Origin of the sequence: Lysinibacillus sp. FSL K6-0057 (genome assembly GCF_038630885.1) — a bacterium.
In the GTDB taxonomy this organism is placed as follows: Bacteria; Bacillota; Bacilli; order Bacillales_A; family Planococcaceae; genus Lysinibacillus; species Lysinibacillus fusiformis_F.
This window is the reverse complement of record NZ_CP152047.1, coordinates 1,408,264-1,429,144: the sequence shown is the minus strand read 5'-3', so window position 1 is coordinate 1,429,144 and position 20,881 is coordinate 1,408,264. Positions and strand designations below refer to the sequence as shown.

19 protein-coding genes are annotated in these 20,881 nt (G+C 35.4%); 3 read left to right on the top strand and 16 right to left on the bottom strand.

The genetic code is table 11. The features are described from left to right. Positions 1 to 9 precede the first annotated feature (9 nt). Both MHB40_RS06700 and MHB40_RS06695 read right to left on the bottom strand, forming a co-directional pair. On the bottom strand, positions 10 to 666 hold the full coding sequence (locus MHB40_RS06700; protein WP_342534149.1) for a hypothetical protein: 657 nt from the start codon (positions 664 to 666) through the stop codon (positions 10 to 12). A 136-nt stretch (positions 667 to 802) separates the two neighbouring features. After that, positions 803 to 1,852 (bottom strand): DUF418 domain-containing protein, encoded by a 1,050-nt coding sequence (locus MHB40_RS06695; RefSeq protein ID WP_342534148.1) that lies wholly within the window; start codon positions 1,850 to 1,852, stop codon positions 803 to 805. 182 nt (positions 1,853 to 2,034) lie between these two features. Here MHB40_RS06695 and MHB40_RS06690 point away from each other — a divergent pair, with 182 nt between their 5' ends. Then, entirely contained in the window at positions 2,035 to 2,298 is a 264-nt protein-coding gene (locus tag MHB40_RS06690) for a Parvovirus coat protein VP1-like protein (RefSeq protein WP_342442819.1), read from the top strand. 40 nt (positions 2,299 to 2,338) lie between these two features. Here MHB40_RS06690 and MHB40_RS06685 read toward each other — a convergent pair whose 3' ends face one another. Then, the gene (locus MHB40_RS06685; protein WP_342534147.1) at positions 2,339 to 3,109 is read right to left on the bottom strand and encodes a GNAT family N-acetyltransferase; all 771 of its coding nucleotides are present in this window, start codon (positions 3,107 to 3,109) and stop codon (positions 2,339 to 2,341) included. A 132-nt stretch (positions 3,110 to 3,241) separates the two neighbouring features. Here MHB40_RS06685 and MHB40_RS06680 point away from each other — a divergent pair, with 132 nt between their 5' ends. Then, positions 3,242 to 3,748, top strand: coding sequence for a GNAT family N-acetyltransferase (locus MHB40_RS06680; protein WP_342534146.1), 507 nt, complete (start codon positions 3,242 to 3,244; stop codon positions 3,746 to 3,748). Between the two features lie 50 nt (positions 3,749 to 3,798). On the opposite strand, the gene MHB40_RS06675 is transcribed toward MHB40_RS06680, so the two are convergent. The 13 genes from MHB40_RS06675 to MHB40_RS06615 all read right to left on the bottom strand — a co-directional run bounded on the left by MHB40_RS06675 (position 3,799) and on the right by MHB40_RS06615 (position 18,459). After that, positions 3,799 to 4,302, bottom strand: a complete 504-nt coding sequence (locus MHB40_RS06675; protein WP_342534145.1) for a pyridoxamine 5'-phosphate oxidase family protein — start codon at positions 4,300 to 4,302, stop codon at positions 3,799 to 3,801. A 485-nt stretch (positions 4,303 to 4,787) separates the two neighbouring features. Next, positions 4,788 to 5,600: a sugar phosphate isomerase/epimerase family protein gene (locus MHB40_RS06670; RefSeq protein WP_205442167.1), complete on the bottom strand. Its 813-nt coding sequence runs from the start codon at positions 5,598 to 5,600 to the stop codon at positions 4,788 to 4,790. Between the two features lie 86 nt (positions 5,601 to 5,686). Next, entirely contained in the window at positions 5,687 to 6,583 is an 897-nt protein-coding gene (iolE, locus tag MHB40_RS06665) for a myo-inosose-2 dehydratase (RefSeq protein ID WP_205442166.1), read from the bottom strand. Positions 6,584 to 6,806: 223 nt separating this feature from the next. Continuing rightward, the gene (gene iolG / locus MHB40_RS06660) at positions 6,807 to 7,817 is read right to left on the bottom strand and encodes an inositol 2-dehydrogenase (protein WP_004232267.1); all 1,011 of its coding nucleotides are present in this window, start codon (positions 7,815 to 7,817) and stop codon (positions 6,807 to 6,809) included. A gap of 88 nt (positions 7,818 to 7,905) precedes the next feature. Next, positions 7,906 to 8,919, bottom strand: a complete 1,014-nt coding sequence (locus tag MHB40_RS06655) for a substrate-binding domain-containing protein (RefSeq protein ID WP_205442164.1) — start codon at positions 8,917 to 8,919, stop codon at positions 7,906 to 7,908. A 65-nt stretch (positions 8,920 to 8,984) separates the two neighbouring features. After that, positions 8,985 to 9,950, bottom strand: a complete 966-nt coding sequence (locus MHB40_RS06650; RefSeq protein ID WP_205442162.1) for a sugar ABC transporter substrate-binding protein — start codon at positions 9,948 to 9,950, stop codon at positions 8,985 to 8,987. A 47-nt stretch (positions 9,951 to 9,997) separates the two neighbouring features. Further along, the gene (locus MHB40_RS06645) at positions 9,998 to 10,987 is read right to left on the bottom strand and encodes an ABC transporter permease (RefSeq protein WP_205442161.1); all 990 of its coding nucleotides are present in this window, start codon (positions 10,985 to 10,987) and stop codon (positions 9,998 to 10,000) included. 19 nt (positions 10,988 to 11,006) lie between these two features. Continuing rightward, positions 11,007 to 12,509 carry a sugar ABC transporter ATP-binding protein gene (locus MHB40_RS06640; protein ID WP_205442160.1) on the bottom strand — a complete coding sequence of 501 codons (1,503 nt, stop codon included), beginning with the start codon at positions 12,507 to 12,509 and terminating at the stop codon, positions 11,007 to 11,009. An 18-nt stretch (positions 12,510 to 12,527) separates the two neighbouring features. Next, on the bottom strand, positions 12,528 to 13,526 hold the full coding sequence (locus MHB40_RS06635) for a Gfo/Idh/MocA family oxidoreductase (RefSeq protein WP_342442816.1): 999 nt from the start codon (positions 13,524 to 13,526) through the stop codon (positions 12,528 to 12,530). Further along, positions 13,519 to 14,511, bottom strand: a complete 993-nt coding sequence (locus MHB40_RS06630; RefSeq protein ID WP_205442157.1) for a Gfo/Idh/MocA family oxidoreductase — start codon at positions 14,509 to 14,511, stop codon at positions 13,519 to 13,521. The genes MHB40_RS06635 and MHB40_RS06630 overlap by 8 nt, the downstream gene beginning before the upstream one ends. Positions 14,512 to 15,541: 1,030 nt before the next feature. After that, positions 15,542 to 16,477, bottom strand: coding sequence for an aldo/keto reductase (locus MHB40_RS06625; protein ID WP_342442815.1), 936 nt, complete (start codon positions 16,475 to 16,477; stop codon positions 15,542 to 15,544). A gap of 12 nt (positions 16,478 to 16,489) precedes the next feature. Continuing rightward, positions 16,490 to 17,656 carry an MFS transporter gene (locus MHB40_RS06620; RefSeq protein WP_243456068.1) on the bottom strand — a complete coding sequence of 389 codons (1,167 nt, stop codon included), beginning with the start codon at positions 17,654 to 17,656 and terminating at the stop codon, positions 16,490 to 16,492. 44 nt (positions 17,657 to 17,700) lie between these two features. Continuing rightward, entirely contained in the window at positions 17,701 to 18,459 is a 759-nt protein-coding gene (locus tag MHB40_RS06615; RefSeq protein ID WP_009370726.1) for a DeoR/GlpR family DNA-binding transcription regulator, read from the bottom strand. A 941-nt stretch (positions 18,460 to 19,400) separates the two neighbouring features. Between MHB40_RS06615 and MHB40_RS06610 the strand changes: the two genes are divergently transcribed. Next, positions 19,401 to 20,858, top strand: coding sequence for a CoA-acylating methylmalonate-semialdehyde dehydrogenase (locus MHB40_RS06610; RefSeq protein ID WP_205442153.1), 1,458 nt, complete (start codon positions 19,401 to 19,403; stop codon positions 20,856 to 20,858). Positions 20,859 to 20,881 lie beyond the last annotated feature (23 nt).

The following is a 20,881-nucleotide window of genomic DNA, read 5'->3' as shown; positions in this document are numbered from 1 at the left end:
TTCCAAACTTTACGAGGAGGACGAGCCGCCACGAGATGCCCCGCCTGAACCAAAGCCGGATTTCCCTGTGCTTGAGGAGGAGCCATTAGAGTAGGAATTGGAGCTCTTAGATGAACTATCTGTCGAATAGGAACGTTGTCCACTCGAATAAGAATTTGATCCACTTGAAGTAGAGCTACCTGAAGTTGAACCAGCCTTATTTTGCGTACTGTTTGTTATACCATTTGTTGATTTACTTTCATCTTTAGCGCTTGATGACGATCGTGGCACGGCTGAGCCGCCACCATTGGTTTGCTCCTCTCGATCTGTGCCATTTTTTAAATTGCGACTTTTATATATTGCACTACCTATCATTGCGCCAGCCGTTGCATACATTAGTCCATTAAAGAAATGCTGTGCATAGTAAGGTGAATTTTCATCGATACATTCAAAGGAACCATCATCACCTTCTTGCCATTCATCACAGGCATCAGCCATTTCACTAGTATAAACACTTTCTATTTCATTACTTGTGGTTGCTTGATTTTGATCTTCTGTTACCTGATTCGAAGTAGTTAAAGAGGTTTCCTCCACTGTCTGAGTTTCACTATTTCCACATGCTGCTAGCTGTACAGCCATCAAAGATGCCGTTGTCACAGCCATATATTTTTTTATTTGCTTTGCCATATTGTAAACGCTCCTTTATTTCTAGTATCTAGTTTACGGTTGTCTACCATTTTAGGTTTCATCTTTTACAAAAACATACAATTTATTTCAGCAAAAAAAATCCCAAACAGTAGAATTGTTTGGGATTTACAGTGTTTTATGATTGTTTTGACACAACTTTTTTACCATAAGTCATATAGCGCCATAATTTTTCAAATGGTCCAATTGTAAAGAATTTAAACCAAATCACACTATAGATTATTTGAATGATAAACGTTATACTCGCGATTACTACAATCTCTGATGGTGAAACTACTTCTAACCCCATTAATGAAATGATGGCTGTTTCAATAAAGCTTTGTGCCAAATAATTTGTAAAGGCCATTTGCCCTACACGTCCAATTGGCTGAAGTAGCTTGGCTATTGTTTTATGTTCTAATAGAATAAATAAACCACTTAAATAAAAGTATGTTGTCGGAACAACCCCTAAGCCAATAATAGATTGAAGCTGTTGGTCATCTGCTTGTGAGGCAAACCAAATCCATAGTGAAAATCCAATAAAGAAAGGGAAAGTACCATAAAGCAGCCGTTTTATTTTTTGACTATGCTCCCCAATATGCCCAATCCAATCAGCTTTTGCTACTAAGAAACCACTTAAAAACATAATAAAGATGGCTACGGCATCATTGCCTAAAAAGCCAAAAATAGCTGACGAAATCGCATTAGTCGGCATATACATTTGTCCTAATAGCGCAAGAATATGCAGTGTGATAATGGTAAATAACCATTTAGAAATAGTTGAAACCTTCGCCGAATAAAATGGGAGCAATAAAAATCCAATCACTGCGTAAATGGCTAGGATAGAGCCCCAAAAAATAAAAATATGAATAATACCAATACCCAATAAAGCAAATAAGCGTCTTGCAAAGCGCCATTTCGGTCTATCCCCACGCGCTTCTGCACGTGAAGCAAAAATATAAAAACCAACCCCAAATAGGAATGAAAAGATAGAGAAAAATTTCTTTTCTATAAAAATATTAATAAGTGAATCAATCACCCCATTGATACCACTCATATCAGGCATTGGTGCACCCTCCATTAAAAGCTGATAGGCGCCTACATTAATAAATAAAATACCAAATAACGCTAATCCTCTTATAATATCTAAGGAAATGATTCGTTCTTTTTGTGTAACGGATGGATTCATGTTAAAAAAACTCCTTATCTTTTATGCTATAACTAGCATAACTTCCCATCCTTACAGCTAATTTTTTTTTAAGCTTACAGGAACCTTAAATCAAAAAGAATAGTCTTATAGTTTTTTATCCTTTTCTACGAAGAAACGTTACATATTTTATAGTAAAAACATCGAAAAGAGAGGTTTAGAAGATGAATAGAAATCGCAAGCTCGGTTTTTGTTATCCTGGCTATCGATACTGTGGTCCTGGTTGCTCAGGACCAGGCGCCCCTACAAATGCAGTGGATGCTTGCTGTAAACTGCATGATGAATGCTATGAACGCCACGGTAGCACAAAATACTGTGATGAATTGTTTCAACAATGCCTCCGCCCCCATATGAACGCACCAAATAAAATGGCTAGAGATGCCAGACTGTTCTATCGTGTTTTCGAATTACGCAATCGTTTCTTTTAACTACAGACAAAGCTCACGGTGTTTTCGAAAGCAACGTGGGCTATCTTTTTGTATAAATCGCATATTTTTGCGGAGTTGTAAAACCAAGCTTTGTACCTAAATGAATGGATGCCGTGTTCGAAATATCACAATCCCAACAAGGCGTTAGCTGGTTGGCAAGACAATGATCTATAAATGTTTCCGCAATGCTACTTGCTAATCCTTGTCCTCTAAAATTTGAATCTGTCATAATATCAATTTCTGCATATTCATTCGATTTAAAAATAGAGACAGCTTCACTGATGATCTGCTCTTTATGTACTAAACAAAAGCCAAAGCCATTTTCGAGGAAATTAGAGGTAGCATCCCAATATTCCTCATAATATGTCTGATCAAATTCCAGTGAATTGTTAATAAGATGGTCAGTAATAGACTTGACTTCGTAATGTCGTTCCCCACGCTTTTCTTGATGATTATAAATAGTTTCATCGAATGTAAATGTGTAGCGTTCTAATTTTCTAAGCTGGTCATTTAGCAATTGTTCAATTTTAATATTCCATTGTTCTGAATAAGAAAATAAGGTAAAACGTTTCTTTTGCTTTATGGCCTGTTGGAAGCAGTAGACAAGCTGATGATCAATCGAAGTCTTACTTGCATCGCCATATACATAATAGATTCCTGATTTCGTGTGGAATAATAACGTTTGGTAAGCAACTGTATCCATATAGACAGTTCCTTCTATAATTTGATCTAGTATACTATAAACAAATGTTGGTGCTGTTGAAATAAATTGTTTAATGATAGGATATTGATCTTCCGAGACTTTTATCATGCTATTTCCTCCAGTATTTTGCAGTATGTATCCTTCCTATTATAATAAACCTATATCCAATTGAAGGGACTGAATTATGCGCAGATAGCAATATTTTTCATCCAACTCATCATAATTTTGGAGGTAAAAGTATTGATTGAAGATATCAACACGGAAAGATTACGATTACGAAAAATGGTGAAAGCTGATGCTAAAAGTTTATTGGCCATTTGGTCTGATCCTGAGGTAACCAAATACATGAATATTACTCATTTTACACATGAAGAGCAAGCCTTAGAAATGATTGAACTACTGGAGCAATTAGCTAGGCAACACAAGGCGATCCGCTTCTCTATTTTTGAAAAGGCATCCAATCATATCATTGGCTCATGTGGCTTTAATATGGTGGATTATGACAAGGCTTTAACAGAGATTGGCTATGATTTGGGCAAGGTTCATTGGGGAAAAGGCTATGCAACAGAAGCCATAACTGCTTTAATTGATTATGCTTTTACGCAATTAACAATGGAAACAATTGTGGCAAAAGTTGATGCTGCAAATATCAATTCAATCAAGGTCTTAAAGAAATTGAACTTTATTTGCCAAGGCTATGACAATATTGAAGATGCTCTACAACTTTACACTTTAACAAAGTCGTAAAATGACAAGGCTAAGAATGGTAAAATTTAACCAATACTTAGCCTTTTTAATTAGTGATACATACCGTGATTAATTTTCCCTGTCAGCCTTTCTATTTGTACTTCAAATAGCTCAATTTTAGGCATAATCGGATAGCCTTCTCTTTCAAATGTCCATTCAGCATTGCCATATTTCTCTAGAAGCGCATCAAAGAACCATTCTTTCTTTGACTCCTCTTCAATTCTTACGATCTGCCCAAACAGCACCACACTTTGATAAACAAGTGCTGATTGACAAGCATATTTTTTGCCTGGATGTAAATCGCCCATATCGCTCACTTCTATACAAACTTTAGAATTTTGTTTGATATTTGACCAAAAATGACTCTCTCGAATATTACCAATATGCAAATAAAGTTTGTCCTCCCCCTCATACACATAGACAAACGGAATAACATAAGGAAAACCTTCCCCATCAACAGTTGCAACATGTGCCACTTTTCCTAATTTCAAGTATTGTTGTGCTTCCTCTTGTGAAATTTCTACACGCTTGTTTTGAATCGTACCTCTCATCATTCCTTAACCCCCTCATGAAAATATGTAACGATTAAATAAATGCTACTGTTACATCGTTTATTTTAAACATATATACATATTACATCTTTAACACAATAAAAAGAAAGGTTCTTCACTAAAATATGAATTTAGCTAAGAGGCATATTCGAATGCGATTATTCATGTTAAAATCAATCGCCATATATAGGTTGTTTAATACAGCTAACTTGAATTGTATAAACTCGCTTTGTCCGATCTCTATGTAGTTTTTATAGGTAATAATGGATAGCCTAAAGTAGCTTCTAAATATTCTTTCACAATGTTTCATTTCTCTATTTCCACATAAAAACACCCCAAAAGTTAGATTTTAACTCTAACTTTTTGGGGTGTGGTACCTATACAGGAAGCTGTTTTTAGCTCTGTTAATTTCCTAAGCGTGGAAGCTGATTCCAATATATCTTCTATATCAGTTGATGTGTCTTATGTTATTAAAAACTTTGTTACTTCTAATTATCCCACTCTTTGAGCTTTGCTAATGAGGTTTTATAATAACCGGCCAGCACTTGAAGATAGTCTTCTCCTTTAACGGCTGTAAAAGGATTTGGTCCCTCTGCCATCATCTCCATAATAATCGGCCCTGTATAGTTGATTTCATGTAAAGCTTTGATTTGTCCCTTTAGATCAGCATGACCATTTCCAATTGCTTGACGATTAGAATCTGCTATATGATACATACCTAACTTGCTTCCTACTTTTTTTAAGACCTCGATAGGATTAGCTTCTTCAATATTCATATGGTATGCATCTAATAAAACATATAAATGAGGACTATTTACTGCATCAATTAATGCTAAAGCTTCTTGTCCTGTTACAATTTGGTGGTTTTCATAACGATTTAGCACTTCAAATACAACGTCAATATTTAAAGTGTCTGCCTTCTCCATCACTTTTTTGGAGCTATCAATAAGGAGCTGCCAATCTTTCTCTACCTCTCCACATCCCGCTATTTTTCCTACATCACCATGCAAACAAATACGGCTTGCTCCTAACTCTTTTGCCCAGCTTAATAAATCTAAAAAGTATTGCACTGCCTTTAAACGTATCTCTTCATTTTCACTAGAAATATCTACATTATCAGGTGTAACTGACACTACTTTCAAGTCATATTTAGCTAAAATAGTCGCCAATTCTCCCGGGTTTTGTGTTAAATCTCCTTGAACTTCTACGCCACTTACACCAATTTCCTTTGCTAATTTACATTTTTCCTCAAGCGAAATATCTCCAAATGACCATAAACATAAACCATAATCTCTGCTCATTTCTTTCTCCCCTCTACTAAACTTTCTTGCCTGTAGACCTTTTTACTAGATTTTGCTACACTTCAACAAATATCATAGAACTATTCTTATAACCCTGTTAATTCCCCAATATAGATGCGAGCCATTTTTGCATATTGGAATGGGTTTGCCTTTGCAGGGTCTTGTTCAGCCTCTACAACAAACCAGCCTTTATAATCAATCTCCTTTAACACTTGAAAAATTGGCTCAAAATCAATATTCCCATCGCCAGGTACAGTATACACCCCTGCCTTTACTGCCTCTAAAAAGCTTAAGTCATTCTCTTTTACCGTCTGAAGAACTTCAGCTCGTACATCCTTTAAATGCACATGATGAATACGTTCTCCATGCTTTTGTAATACTTCTAAATAATTCTGTTCTGCAAAATATAAATGACCGCAGTCAAATAATAGTGATACCAGGTCTGGATCTGTCTCTGCCATTAAGCGATCAATTTCTGATACATTTTGAATACCTGTCCCCATATGATGGTGATAAACAATTCGCATGCCTTTTTTCTTGGCAATTTTACCAAGTTGCTCTAACCCTTTAGTAAGCAATCCCCATTCCTCTTCATTAAATACAGGCTTATTACGAATAACACCTACATCCAGCTTGCCTTGAATGCTCTTACCTTGCTCAGATACAACGATAACCTTTGCGTCCATAGCATGTAGAAAATCACAATGCTTTAAAAATGCCTGCTCTGTTTCCTCATATGGTGCAGTCGTTAAATATGCACTAAACCAAGCAGATGCTACTTGTAAACCACGTATATCTAAATATGAATGTAAAATTTCTGGATTTTTCGGAAATTTATTACCTATTTCACAGCCGGTATATCCCGCTAAAGCCATTTCACTAATACATTGTTCAAATGTCACTTCTTTCCCTAACTCTGGTAAATCATCATTAGTCCAGCCAATTGGAGCGATACCTAATTTAATATTTTCTTTACTTAACATAAAATGAACCTCCTCCATGTATATAAGCGATTTGAAAATTTATATGTATCTCTTTATTACTAGAAAAAATAGGAGTAGCCTTTCAATTCACTTGAAAGACCTCTCCTAAATAACTTTTAGAGGCCCTTTATTTCCAGCAAATATATGACTTACTTGTGAAATAAGAAGAACCCATTTCTAATATTGTTAATAAAAATGGACAATCAACATATCTGAACCTATTTTACACTTCTAATAAAGAAGCAATTTTTACTGACTGACCTGTTTCCATTGATTTTTTTGCAGCTTCAGCAATCAGTTCTGCTTGTAATCCATCATTTCCTGAGCAGACTACTTCTGTATCATTGACAATGGCCGCTACAAATTGCTCTATTTCAGAAATATAAGCTTGTGTATAACGTTCTAAGAAAAAGTGATATGGTTTGTCTGTCATGATACCGTCTTCACTGAAATAGGTAACATTTGATGGGCGGTTATTTTCAGTAACTAGCGCACCTTTATCGCCAAATACTTCTAATCTTTGATCATACCCATAAATGGCTTTACGACTATTTTCAATTGTTCCGATGCTTCCATTGGCAAATGTTAATAACACAATTGCTGTATCAATATCGCCAGCTTCACCAATCTTTTCATCGATTAGTACAGCACCCTTAGCATGTACTTCCACAACATTTGACTGCATGATATAACGAGCCATATCAAAATCATGGATCATCATATCGATAAATAGGCCGCCAGAAGTTTTAATATAATCAATTGGTGGTGGCTGAGGGTCACGTGACGTAATGCGTAACGTATGCGTAGAACCAATCGCCCCGTTTGCAACTTGATTTTGAATTGTACGGAAGTTGGTGTCAAAGCGACGATTAAATCCTACTTGTAGCTTAACGCCTTCTTCTTTAACAACCTCTAATGCTTCTCGCGTTGTTTCAGTTGAAAAGCTAATAGGCTTTTCACAGAAAATATGCTTTTTAGCACGTGCAGCAGCTTTAATTAACTCACTATGTGTAGTCGTTGGGCTACAAATAAATACGGCATCAATTTCTGGATTTTGAATAATATCCATTGGTTCATTTGTAATATATTCAATATTTCTTTGCTCTGCCCATTCGCGAACATTATCAATATATACGTCTGCAACTGCCTTTACCCTAATCGTTGGCATTGTAACTAAATTATCAATATGGAGTTGTCCAATACGGCCAGCTCCAATAACTCCAATATTAATCATCATTTTTTCTCTCCTTTTTAGGTAACCGCTTAACTCAAACAACTTTTTAAAGGACTTATATGAAATATTGCACCTCAATATAAATCCTTCAATCTTGGTTATATGATTTTACACTTTGTCTTTCAATTAATTTCGGCGCTAAAACGATTTGTTCAAACGGTGCACATTTCTCTTCTTCAATAATTTTTAATAATTGATAGATCGCAAGCTGCGCCATTTCTTCGACAGGCTGCTCAATGGTTGTAAGCTGTGGCTGACATAGCTGCGCATAAATGGTATTATCAAAGCCAATAACCGATAAATCCTCTGGCACTTTTAGACCTTTCTCTAACGCTGCATTAATTGCAACGATAGCGAAGAAGTCCGTTGTCGCAAACAACGCGGTTGGATGCGGCTCGAAAACCAACAATTGCTCAGCTGCCATCTTTGCTTCAGCTAACTCAGAATTACATGAAATAATCTTGGACTGTTGAACAGCAGATTGATGTACCTCAAAATAGTTACAAAAGCCTTGAATACGCTTTTGTTCACTATCCCTTGATAAATCACCTATGATTCCCACATGATGATGTCCCTTTTCTAATAAATAACGAGCTGCAATATACCCACCTTCGTAATTATTAGTTGTCACACTGGCAGTTTCATTCGGATCTGCATATACAGAGAACTTTAACACTGGTGTATTACGCTTATTAATTTTTTTTAATACATCACTATCAAGCTGCTCTGTTGCAATAATAATACCGTCTACCTGTTTCTTTAACAGTAAATTAATATATTCCTCTTCTCTTTCTGACTGATTATACGTACTACAAATAATAATGGCATATTCAATTTCACGCGCTTTATTTTCTAAAGCGCGCGTAATTTCTCCAAAAAAGGGATTTGCTATATTCGGTACTATTACACCAAGCGTTTTCGTTTTTTTTCCTGACAATGCTTTAGCAATAATGCTCGGCTCATAATCCATTTCTTCCATTACTTCCTTAATATGATTACGGGTTTTTTCGCTGATTTGACCTTTGTTGTTTACTACCTTTGAAACAGTAGCAATCGATACATTCGCTTTTTTTGCCACATCATAAATAGTTGATTTTTTCATTGAATACTCCTTTTATTTAATGATGCCCTTATAACCTATAATCGCAATCATATTATAATATCTATTTATTTACTAATAGATTTTAAGAAATCTAAATGCTCTTGTGCATTTTCTTTTGTAATAATAGTAATGCCACTATCTATACGGCTATCGATAGATTCGCCGGATATTGCTTTGACAGCTGTTTCTACACCTTGATAACCCATATTGTAAGGATTTTGTGCAACTGTTCCTGTTAAACCATTATCAAGAATTGATTTTACAGCTTCTTCTGTACCATCTGTACCAAATATTTTAATATCTAAATTTTTTGCTTGTACAGCACGTAATACGCCCAGTGCCATATCATCATTTGCTGAAAATACACCTTTAATATCTTGGTCTTTTTCTAAGATATTTTCCATAACAGACATCGCTTTTGTTTTATCACTATCTGCAGGTTGCTCCGATACAATAACCATTCCAGCTTCCTCTAACGCTGCTTTAGCACCTTTAATTCGCTCATCTGTTGCTGGATTCCCTAGCGCGCCTGAAATAAGAACTACCTTATCACCTTTTTGAAGCATGTTTGCTAATTGTTTGCCGCCTTCTTGTCCTGCACTAAAGTTCTCTGTTCCGATAAATGTAGTTTTACCGTTAAATGTTGCATCTGAATCAATTAATACCACTGGAATATCTTTTGCTGCTCTTTCCAATGCAGGAATTACTGTATCTGGCTGCGTTGGGGAAATTAAAATCGCATCAGGCGATTGACTAATTTGATCTTCTAGCATATTTACTTGCTGAATAACCTCAGACTCAGCTGAAGGCCCAACAATTGTCACATTGATACCTAGATCCTCACCTGCTTTTTTAGCACCCGCCTCTACATATTTCCAATAGGGACTCGATGTCGTTTTTAATACAACTGAAACATTTTTATCAGCATCCGAATTTGAGCCTGAAGATGATGATTGATCATCATTACATGCTGCTAAAAATAACGAACTCACTAAAGCAAAAGATAGAAATGGCGTTAAAACTTTCTTCATAGTTAATAGCCTCCATATTCTTTTCTATTTATTTTTTCATACACACATTAATTAGCTTTAGATTTACGCTGACGTAAAACATCTACGAAAACTGCGGCAATAATTACTACACCAATTACGGTCATTTGGAAATCTGCCGAAACATTCAGTAAATTCAGCCCATTACGAAGGACCGCTATAATCAATGCTCCGATTAACGTCCCCCATACAGTTCCTACTCCACCGAAGAAACTAGCACCACCAATAATAACAGCGGCAATTGCATCTAATTCATAAGAAAGTCCTGCTAATGGGAAAGCGGAGTTTACACGTCCTACCATTACTAAACCCGCTAAAGCTGCCATAAAACCACTAATTGTATAAACAATAATTAAAACACGATCTACATTAATCCCTGATAAGCGCGCTGCTTCTTTATTGCCGCCAATCGCATAAATATAACGTCCTGTTTGAGTACGTGTCAGAAAAATATGGAAGATAATATACACAGCAATAACTAATAAGAAGCTTACTGGAATAGGCCCTACAAATTCACTACCTAAAAATTGAACTAAGTACGGGAAGCCCGCAATTGGTGCAGCTGCCGTAATAATTAATGCGATACCTCGCGCAATATTCATCGTTCCTAATGTTGAAATAAATGGATGCGGTAAGCGTAGTTTTGTTAATAGTAAACCATTTAATAAACCAAATCCTGCGCCAATCAATAAACAAACGGCAATACCAGCGACTGCACCCATTTGCATGTTAACTGAAACAATCCCCATAACCATAATCGAAACCGCTAAAATCGAACCTACAGATAAGTCAATACCAGCTGTTAAAATTGGTAGTAACATCCCAATTGCTAGTAGAGCATTTATAGATGATTGTCTAGCAATATTCATGAGGTTGCTGACCGTAAGGAATTTATCAGTCGTCATTGTCAAAACAGCCATTAAAATAATTAATGCTAAAAGCGAACCAAATTTACTTAATAGCTTCTTCCAGCCTTGTTCTTTTTTTTCTACTTTCAAAGTTTCAATTAATTCACTCATCTTATTCCTCCTTTAAACGCTATGCCCCTATTGTTGCTGCTTTCATGATGGTTTCTTGTGTTGCTTCAGCAATTGGTAAATTCGCTGTAATATCCCCTTGATTCATTACTAAAACTCGATCACACATTCCTAAAATTTCTGGAAGATCTGATGAAATCATTAGTACAAGCGCACCTTCATCCACTAAATGATTCATTAAGCGATATACTTCAACTTTTGCCCCAATATCGATTCCTCTTGTTGGCTCATCAAAGATGAAAATTTTAGCTTTCGTACAAAGCCATTTAGCAATGACTACTTTTTGCTGATTTCCGCCACTAAAGTTGCGTGCATTTAACTCAATGCTGCCAGGCCGAATTTGCAATTCCTTCACATATTTTGCTGCCTCTTTGCGCATTTTAGCTGGGTTTAATAGCTTTCTAGATCCTTTAAATGCCTTCATATTGGCTAAGCAGACATTAAAGTCAAGTGGTAAATCTAACAATAGCCCCTCTGATTTTCTATCCTCGGTAATAAACGCAATGCCTGCTTCAATTGCTTGGCGAGGGTTAGTAATTTTTTGCTTCACACCATCAATGTAGATTTCTCCCGAATGTCGTTTATCAGCAGCAAAAATTGCTCTCGCTAATTCTGTTCGGCCCGCTCCTACTAAACCAGAAACGCCCAAAATTTCTCCATAATGAACTTCCATGTTTAAAGCAGGTGAATTGGCAGTCACTTTAAAATTCTCAATTTTAAAACCTATTTCGCCTCGCACAAATTCTTTTTTCGGGAATTTCTCATCAAGAGAACGGCCAACCATTAACTCAATCCAATAATCTTGATGAGTTGTAGCTACTTCTACAGTTTCCACACCTTGTCCATCACGTAAAATAGTAATACGATTTCCTAAACGTTGAATTTCTTCAAAGCGATGTGAAATGAAAACAATGGCCATTCCCTCTGCTCTTAGCTGTTCAACAATTTTATAGAGCTGTTCTACCTCTACACCACTTAAACTCGATGTCGGCTCATCCATAATTAACACTTTAGCGTCTAAAATAAGTGCTTTTGCAATTTCAACAAGCTGTTGCTGACCAATACCTAATTTATTTAGCTGAACTGTCGCCAATTTTGGATCTTGTCCTAAACGTACTAATAACTCCTCTGCTTGCTTAATCATTGTCGATCGATCAAGCATTCCGAACTTACCACCTTTTTTTAGCTCTCGCCCTAAAAAGATATTTTCGTATACTGCTAACTCTGGAATAACGTTTAGCTCTTGATAAATGGTTGCAATACCAAGCTCCATGGATGCTATTGGTCCAGTAACACGAACAGGCTTCCCCTCCCAAATCATTTCACCTTTATCCATTGCATAGGCACCTGTAATAATTTTTATCAGTGTAGACTTTCCAGCACCGTTTTCACCTAATAACACATGTACTTCTCCGCGTCGAACACCTAAGTTCACCCCTTTTAATACATGGTTACTTTGAAAGCTTTTATAAACATCTTTCATTACAAGTATTTCTTCAGGCATCGTCAACACTCTCCCCTTCTAGTGCTCGATTGTTATTATTTTTCCTTGGTCTTTAAATGAAGCCGTTGCTGTGTAAGCAATCTGTAGGGCCTTAATACTATCTTCAACAGTTACAGGTGACAATGCCCCATTCATAACCGCCTCAGCGAAAGCGCTTAACTCATTGACATAAGCAGACTCGAAACGCTGTGGGAATGCAGGAATAATTTCATGCAGATTTCCTTTAGGTGTTAAAATATTGACATTTGATTTTTTTGTACTTCCGATAAGAAGTGTACCTTCTGAACCAATAATTTCAGTTCGAATATCATAGCCATAATACGCACAACGGCTTCCTTCTATATCGCCCGCAGCACCATTTGCAAATTGTAGATGTGTAAAGCCTTGGTCTACATCATCATATTGTGCAAACTCAGGATATTTGATATTACAACCAAAGGCAGAAACGGCTTGCACTTCTGCTCCCATTAAAAAGCGTGCTAAATCATAGTCATGAATACATAAATCGATATATAATCCGCCACTACCTGGAATAAAGCTTAAATCTGGTGCAACTGGATCTCGACTAATCCCTTTAAAATAAAGTGGCTTGCCAATTGCTCCTTCCTCAATCATTCTCTTGGCTTCAACATAATCCTGATCAAAGCGTCTCATAAAGCCTACTTGACAAAATACGCCACTCTTGTCGATCTCCTGTTGAATTAACAAAGATTCTTCCATGTCAATTGTTAATGGTTTCTCTACAAAAATAGCTTTTTTAGCTGCAATCGCTTTTAAGATTATTTCATAGTGTGTACTTGTAGGAGTAACAATTACTACCGCTTGAACTTGCTCATTGTTCATAATTTCGTCTACATTGTTCGTAAAAAGTGGAATGCCAGATTCTGTTGCAACAGCTTGTGCAACTTCTAAAGAATAATCACAAACTGAAATTATATTAATATACTTAATTTTCTGTAAATTCATCACGTGCCAACGACCTAATCTTCCTAATCCAATAACAGCTACATTAAGCATAATAAATATCCTCCACTCTGATAAATTTTCCATTTTTATAAGCTGATTTATAGGCTTGCTCTAAATAATGCGACATTTCAAGTGATTGCTGCAAATTTTTTTCAGAGGACACTTTACTATCCACTTGCTGTTCAAAGTGTTCAATTTGTCTCAAATATTGATCATCCTGAATTTTGTGCTGTTCTAACAAATCTCCTGCATTATTGTAGCGTTCTACAATTCCGACGCCACTTTTCGAAACATCAGGACGGAAACTATGTGAAACTTTTAACAAGCCTTGTTCTCCAATAATTTCATAGTAATCAAGAAATGGCATTTCCATCGAACAAGTAAAGGTTGCCATTTTCCCATGTTTATCAAACATTGTACAAACACTAGTACGATCAACATCTGTTTCAGAAAGAGTATTGCTTACCATGCTAATGACTGCGGGCTTAAAGCCAATTAACTGTGTAATTGCATGCATACAATAGCAGCCAACATCATACATCGCTCCTCCTCCTAATGCTGAATTTAATCGAATATCCTGCTCATTTTCTAATAACCATGAAAAATGGGATTTAATATGTACAATATCTCCAATTAGAGGCAATAATTCACGCATCTTTTTATGCTGCTTATGATATTGGTACATAAAACCTTCTAAAAAATAATGACCTGTTTCTTGTACAGTTGCTGCAATTTGTTTCATTTCTTCTAATGAAATCGTAGCTGGCTTTTCCACTAACACATTCTTATAAGATTTTAATGATTTGATTACCATATCATGATGTAATGCATTTGGTAGGGGGATATATACGGATGTTACATGTTCATCAGCTAATAGGTCTCCGTATGTGGCATAGACATTATCAATTTGAAAACGTTGTGCTTTTTCTTTTGTTTTGGTAGCAAGTGCATATGGTTTAGAATTAGCCGAGCGGCGAATTGCTGGAACAACCTCATCAAATGCAATATTAGCAGCACTAATAATTCCCCAATTCATGTTTATCACCTCTTTATAATAATAGGAAAATAAATCTAGTTAAGCGCTTACTTAAATTGAATATTACAAAATTGCGAAAAATAAATCAATATATAATTTTCTCGTAAATAGCACAATTTTCTCTGTTAAACCATTTTTAACTTTACCGAAATAGTAAAAATAATTAGTGGTAACTACTATAAACTTTCTAAATACCTAGTATTTTCAATACAAGGTCGTATTCCTAAGAAATAACCAGACTACTATAATTATTACACTAATAAAATTTAATTCTCATTAAACTTTTTTAAAAAAACCATAACTTTATCAATTTATACTAACAAATTAACCGTAATCGGATATAAATTAACCATAATTGCAATCGATATCTCCAAAAAAATAACTATTATTCATTCAATTTCACAATAAGATAATCATTTTTTAACAAATTATTTATCAACACTCTTATGTAAATTATTGAATTCACGTGCAGAAAAAATATATATCTTTATCTGCAAGCATCCCACTAACGATCATTCTTTCTTATCCTTCTATTAAACGACTAATATGATCATATATTCTTTTGACAATAGGGAATGATTTATCAAAAGGAGCAGAATTTATATCCTGCTCCACAACCGCCCAATCGTTATAATCTATGTCTTTTAACACCTAAACAAATGCTCCAAATCGAAGACACTTTTTCTGGCTCACACGTAATATCCTCTATTACTACTTTTGCAAAGACCAATTTTCAGCATTCATTTTTCCACGAACAGATAAATCACAGCTTTAGCTTTAAACATGCAAATATAGAACACACTCATGGTGCAAATAAATAAACTCGATAGGATCTACACGCATTACAGTTATCAAGTAAAAAATTATAAAAAAGGACAATGCAACCATTTGATATCGATATTTATTCAACGTCAATTAGTTGCAATTCTCAGAGCATTTCTCCTATATTTTCCACAGATTAAATAATCAACATATGATATATTAACTATTTTTTCGGGTTATATACATCTCTCTTAACATAGCTGATTATTTACTTGTTAAAAATCGTATCTATAACTTGAATTTCTTTATCTGTTAATGGTACATTCAAAGTTTCCAAATTCATTAAAAGTTGCTCTGCTCGCTTTGCACCTGGAATAATGACATCGATGACTTCACGTGTTAAATACCATGCTAGTACAAGATGAGCAATTTCAATATTTTTTTCGGCTGCCATTGGACGGAGCTGCTCTATCTTTGCTAAGTTTGAAGAAAATACATTATTTTGAAAGTATGGTAGCCCCCTGCGTAAATCATCAAATGTTGCCTGTTCATTAAATTTACCTGTTAGCAAGCCTGATGCTAGAGGGAAATATGGCACAAATGAAATTTGCTGTTCTTTTAAATATGGGAATAGCTCATGTTCCGCGTCACGCGACAGTAAATTATATTCACCTTGTACAACATCTACATAGCCATCTTTATTTGCCTCTTGCAATTGCTGTAATGAAAAATTTGATACACCAATTGCACGAATTTTCCCAGCATCCTTTAACTCTTTTAGTGCACCAACCGCTTCATCTTTTGGTGTATCCTTATCCGGAAAATGTATATAAAACAGATCGATATAATCAGTTTGAAGTCGTCCAAGAGCCTCATCCACAGCCGTTTTTAAAAAGGTAGGATGATTATTAAATTGTTCCCCTTCATGATTTAATCTATGGGCAGCTTTTGTCGCAATAATCGTTTCTGCTCGATTCCCCTGCTCCTTTACTACTTCACCAATTAGCTCCTCGGAACGCTTTGGACCATAGATAAAGGCAGTATCAATAAAATTGACCCCTTGTTGAAGCACTGTATGTACCAATTCACGTCCCTCTGCCTCATCTAAATTTGGATATAAATTATGCCCTCCTACTGCATTCGCCCCAAAACCAATTGGATTCACATAAAGCTCTGTTCGACCAAGTTGTACTTTTTTTACCATAGTTAACACTCCTTATTCCATCGTAATTGGTTTTATCTCTCTAGACCATATAAGGCTACATATAAATCCTAATATGCTGATACAGCCTGAAAAATAAAAGCTTGCTTCTAAGCCAAATGAAGTATTGAGCAATCCTGCTACAAACGGCCCTACAAACATTCCTATTGCATAAATAGCTTGATAAGCCCCCATCGCTGTTGCTCGCTTGGCATGCGGTATTTTCTCTACCGCCATTCCTAAAAATAATGGGAATAGCAAACCTAAGGCAAAGCCATTCATCATTTGTAAAAATAAGAATAGTATTTTCGTTTCGATAAGAGCCATCAGCATCGTAAATATAGCTGTTGTTAAAAAGGCTAGCTGCAATATACGCCACTTACCAATTTTCAAGATAAATGGTTTCCCACTCATTAATGTAGCGATGGCATGGGGAATCATAAAGGCAAATACAACAAGACTGATTTCAGCTGGTCGTAATCCTTTAGATAATGCATATGCTGTAGTAAATCCGAACATTGTTGTAAAAATAATACTATGAGCAAATATAGAAAGTAGAGAAACTTTCAATAACATCGGTTCTCTTACAACCGTGCCCAATTCACGCAACTTAATAGGCTTATTTACTGGTCTTTTATTCTCTTCTGAGATAAAGAAAGAAAGCAATAGCCCAATACCCCCTAATATTGTACCAATCCAATATGGCGCATCCCATCCTAACTCCTCAACAAGCCAAGCACTAAGCGCCATTCCTAGCAATTGTGCAAACACAAGTGCAAATGATAGATTTCCCATTGCGCTATGTAGCTTGTCATCTGCAGCATAATTAGAAAATAAAATCGTAAAAGCAACCCATGTTGCTGCAGCAATTCCAGCTAGTGCACGGGAAATTAATACCCATTCTAAGCTTTCTGTTAAAGCAAAGGCTAAACAACTTGCTGTACTAATAGCCATTCCTAGCACAACAAATAGTTTTCGATTATTTAATAAATCCGAGCTAATACCCGTCGGCACACGAAATAAAAATTGCATCAAGCCATAACTAGCTAACACAATACCAGTAAAGGTAAATGTTCCTCCCAGATGCTCAATGTACGGAGATAACATCGGAATATATAAAAAATGAGCAAACCAAAAGATAAATGCAATAACTAAAAATAGCAATTGATCCCATCTCTTCACCTTATCACTCCGTATACTTTTAATCATTCATTATAAATAAATGATTATTTTTCAGGATATAAAATTTTGTAATTATATTCTTTACTATGATGCAAATATATGTTGTCTGGTTTTCGGTCAGTCACTAAGTAATCAATTTGATTAAAATCACAATAAGTAGTTAATGAATATTTCCCAAATTTACTATGATCCACTAGCACAAAAACTTGTTCACTTCTCTCAATGACTTTCGCTTTGATAGGTGTTTCTAATGGAGCGGAATTTGTAATTCCCTTTGGCAATGAAATACCTGTCGATGCCATAAAAGCTTTATTAAAATTATATTTACAAAGGTTTTCTACCCCCTCTGTACCTACATAAGATCGAGTAGAACGTTCAAACATTCCACCCATTGAATAAATACTTAAATTCGGATAGTATGTTGCATCCAACGTAAAGTCAAGATTATTTGTGATAATGGTAATTCTTTTATCTTTAATAAACTCAAGCATTTCCAGTGTTGTTGTACCAGAATCAATAAAAATAATATCGTTATCCTCCACAAATTGTGCTGCCAGCTGCGCTAATTGTTTCTTTTCATGAAGTTTTTTCACCTTACGATCTTGATAAGGCACCGTTTGAGAATTAGAAATCGATACACCTCCATGTATTTTGGTAATTTTTTCAGTTGCAGCTAACTCTTGAATATCGCGTCGAATGGTGTTTTTGGAAACATTAAATACTTCCACTAGCTCATCGATTGATGCAGATTCTTGTTGCCTAACATAGTCTAAAATCGCCTTTATCCTTTGTGACTTCATCATAGGGCATTCTCCTCTTTTATATATTATTTACTACCAAAATGCACTCATTTGTTTACCAATTTCTAATACCTTTAGTAGCTTTTATTATTTTACATACTATATCATAGAATAAAATTGACAATCATCTATATTTTTATTTCTTTTCTCCAAATAGCCTATTATTATGCAGTTATGTTCTAGATGCACTTTCTGTATCTATTAAATTTTTTACAACTCACTGCTATCAAATATATCCAAAACATATCCAAATCGTTCAATTACCTCCCCTTTAAAAATCTCTAATCCTCTATTAATTATTAAAGTTTACCACAATATAATCAAATTTAACCCAAAATATATCATTAAGTAATCATTTTATTGTTAACTTTTTGAATTTTATATGCTATACTCGTCTCAAGAAACAAGAAAACTGAATTTAAAGTCAATAATAAATATTCTGTTTTATCTTGATTCGCTAGATGCAATGATTATTGTTTGCCTCTTAGAATGTAGTAAGGGAGTGGGGAAATACCTTTAGTTAAAACAAAAAGCGAACTTAAGTAGCGTTAAGACAACTTTGAGATGTAACAATCACGTTAGTTTAAAAGCATTTCAAGATCATAGAACATCCAATATCAAATTGTTACACAACACGATCCTACTAAAATGGTTATTGACGATATGGACTTGAATTAAACGAAATGATAAAGTCGTTATCTTTACCATCATCGTACACATAAGATGGGAGAGAATTCCATCTATTATTTATTAACATCAGCACTCAAGGTTAATAGTGTCATTTACTCAAAAATGTAATGATAACTTTTGTTACTATTGGTGCAGGTAAATGGCACATCGATTTTGAAAAAGTGCTGTTTTTAAATGATGTACGATGATTGAAATATTTTAAAACATTCTATATAAAAAATACTAATTTTTTTGAATAAGAGGAGGTCCTTATCATGTCAAGAAAACTGAAAAACTTTATTAATGGTGAATGGATAGAAAGTAGAACAGATAAATATGAAAATGTATACAATCCAGCAACGAAAGAAGTATTAGCACAAGTACCACTTTCCACTTCAGAAGATTTTGAAGAAGCTGTTCAAAAAGCACAAGAAGCACAAAAAAATTGGGGGAAAACACCTGTTGTACGTCGTGCGCGTATTTTGTTCAAATACCATAACTTATTACAAGAACATCAAGAAGAACTTGCTACTTTAATCACAAAAGAAAATGGTAAAAGTTATACAGAAGCGCTTGGTGAAGTTGGTCGTGGTATTGAAAATGTAGAATTTGCAGCAGGTGCTCCTACTTTAATGATGGGTGATTCTCTTGCAACAATCGCTTCTGATATCGAGGCAACAAATTATCGTTACCCTATCGGTGTAGTTGGCGGTATTGCACCATTTAACTTCCCAATGATGGTTCCATGTTGGATGTTCCCAATGGCAATCGCACTTGGTAATGCATTTATTTTAAAACCATCTGAAAAAACGCCATTACTTGCTGAAAGATTAGCACAACTATTAGATGAGGCTGGTTTACCAAAAGGTGTATTTAGCATTGTTCATGGTGCTCATGATGTTGTAAATGGTATTTTAGATCATCCAGTTGTGAAAGCTGTATCATTTGTTGGTTCTAAGCCAGTTGGTGAATATGTTTATAAACGTGCAAGCCAAAACTTAAAGCGTGTACAAGCTTTAACAGGTGCAAAAAACCATACAACTGTACTAGCTGACGCAGATTTAGATTTAACTACAAAAGAAATTATTAGTGCTGCATTCGGTTCTGCTGGTGAACGTTGTATGGCTTGTGCAGTTGTTACTGTAGAAGAATCAGTCGCTGACGAGCTAATAGCTAGACTAAAAAAAGCAGCTGATGAAATTACAATGGGTAATGGTTTAGATGATGGTATCTTCCTAGGTCCTGTTATCCGAGAAGAAGCGAAGCAGCGTACATTAAATTACATTGAAAAAGGTATTGCTGAAGGAGCAAAGCTTCTACGTGATGGACGTGGTGAACAAAATGAAGACGGCTACTTCTTAGGTCCTACAATATTCGAAAATGTGACACAAGATATGACGATTTGGAAAGAGGAAATTTTCGCACCAGTGCTATCAATCGTACGTGTGAAAAACTTAAAAGAAGCCGTTGAATATGCTAACCAATCAGAATTCGCTAACGGAGCATGTCTATTTACGACAAGTGCATTATCTGTTCGTTACTTCCGTGAAAATATTGATGCAGGTATGTTGGGTATCAACCTAGGCGTACCAGCGCCAATGGCATTTTTCCCGTTCTCCGGTTGGAAGTCTTCATTCTACGGAACTTTACATGCAAACGGAAAAGACGGAGTAGATTTCTATACGCGTAAAAAAGTAGTAACTGCTCGTTACAACGAACCCGATTTTTCATAAATGAAACAAAAAAAGAAGGGAAG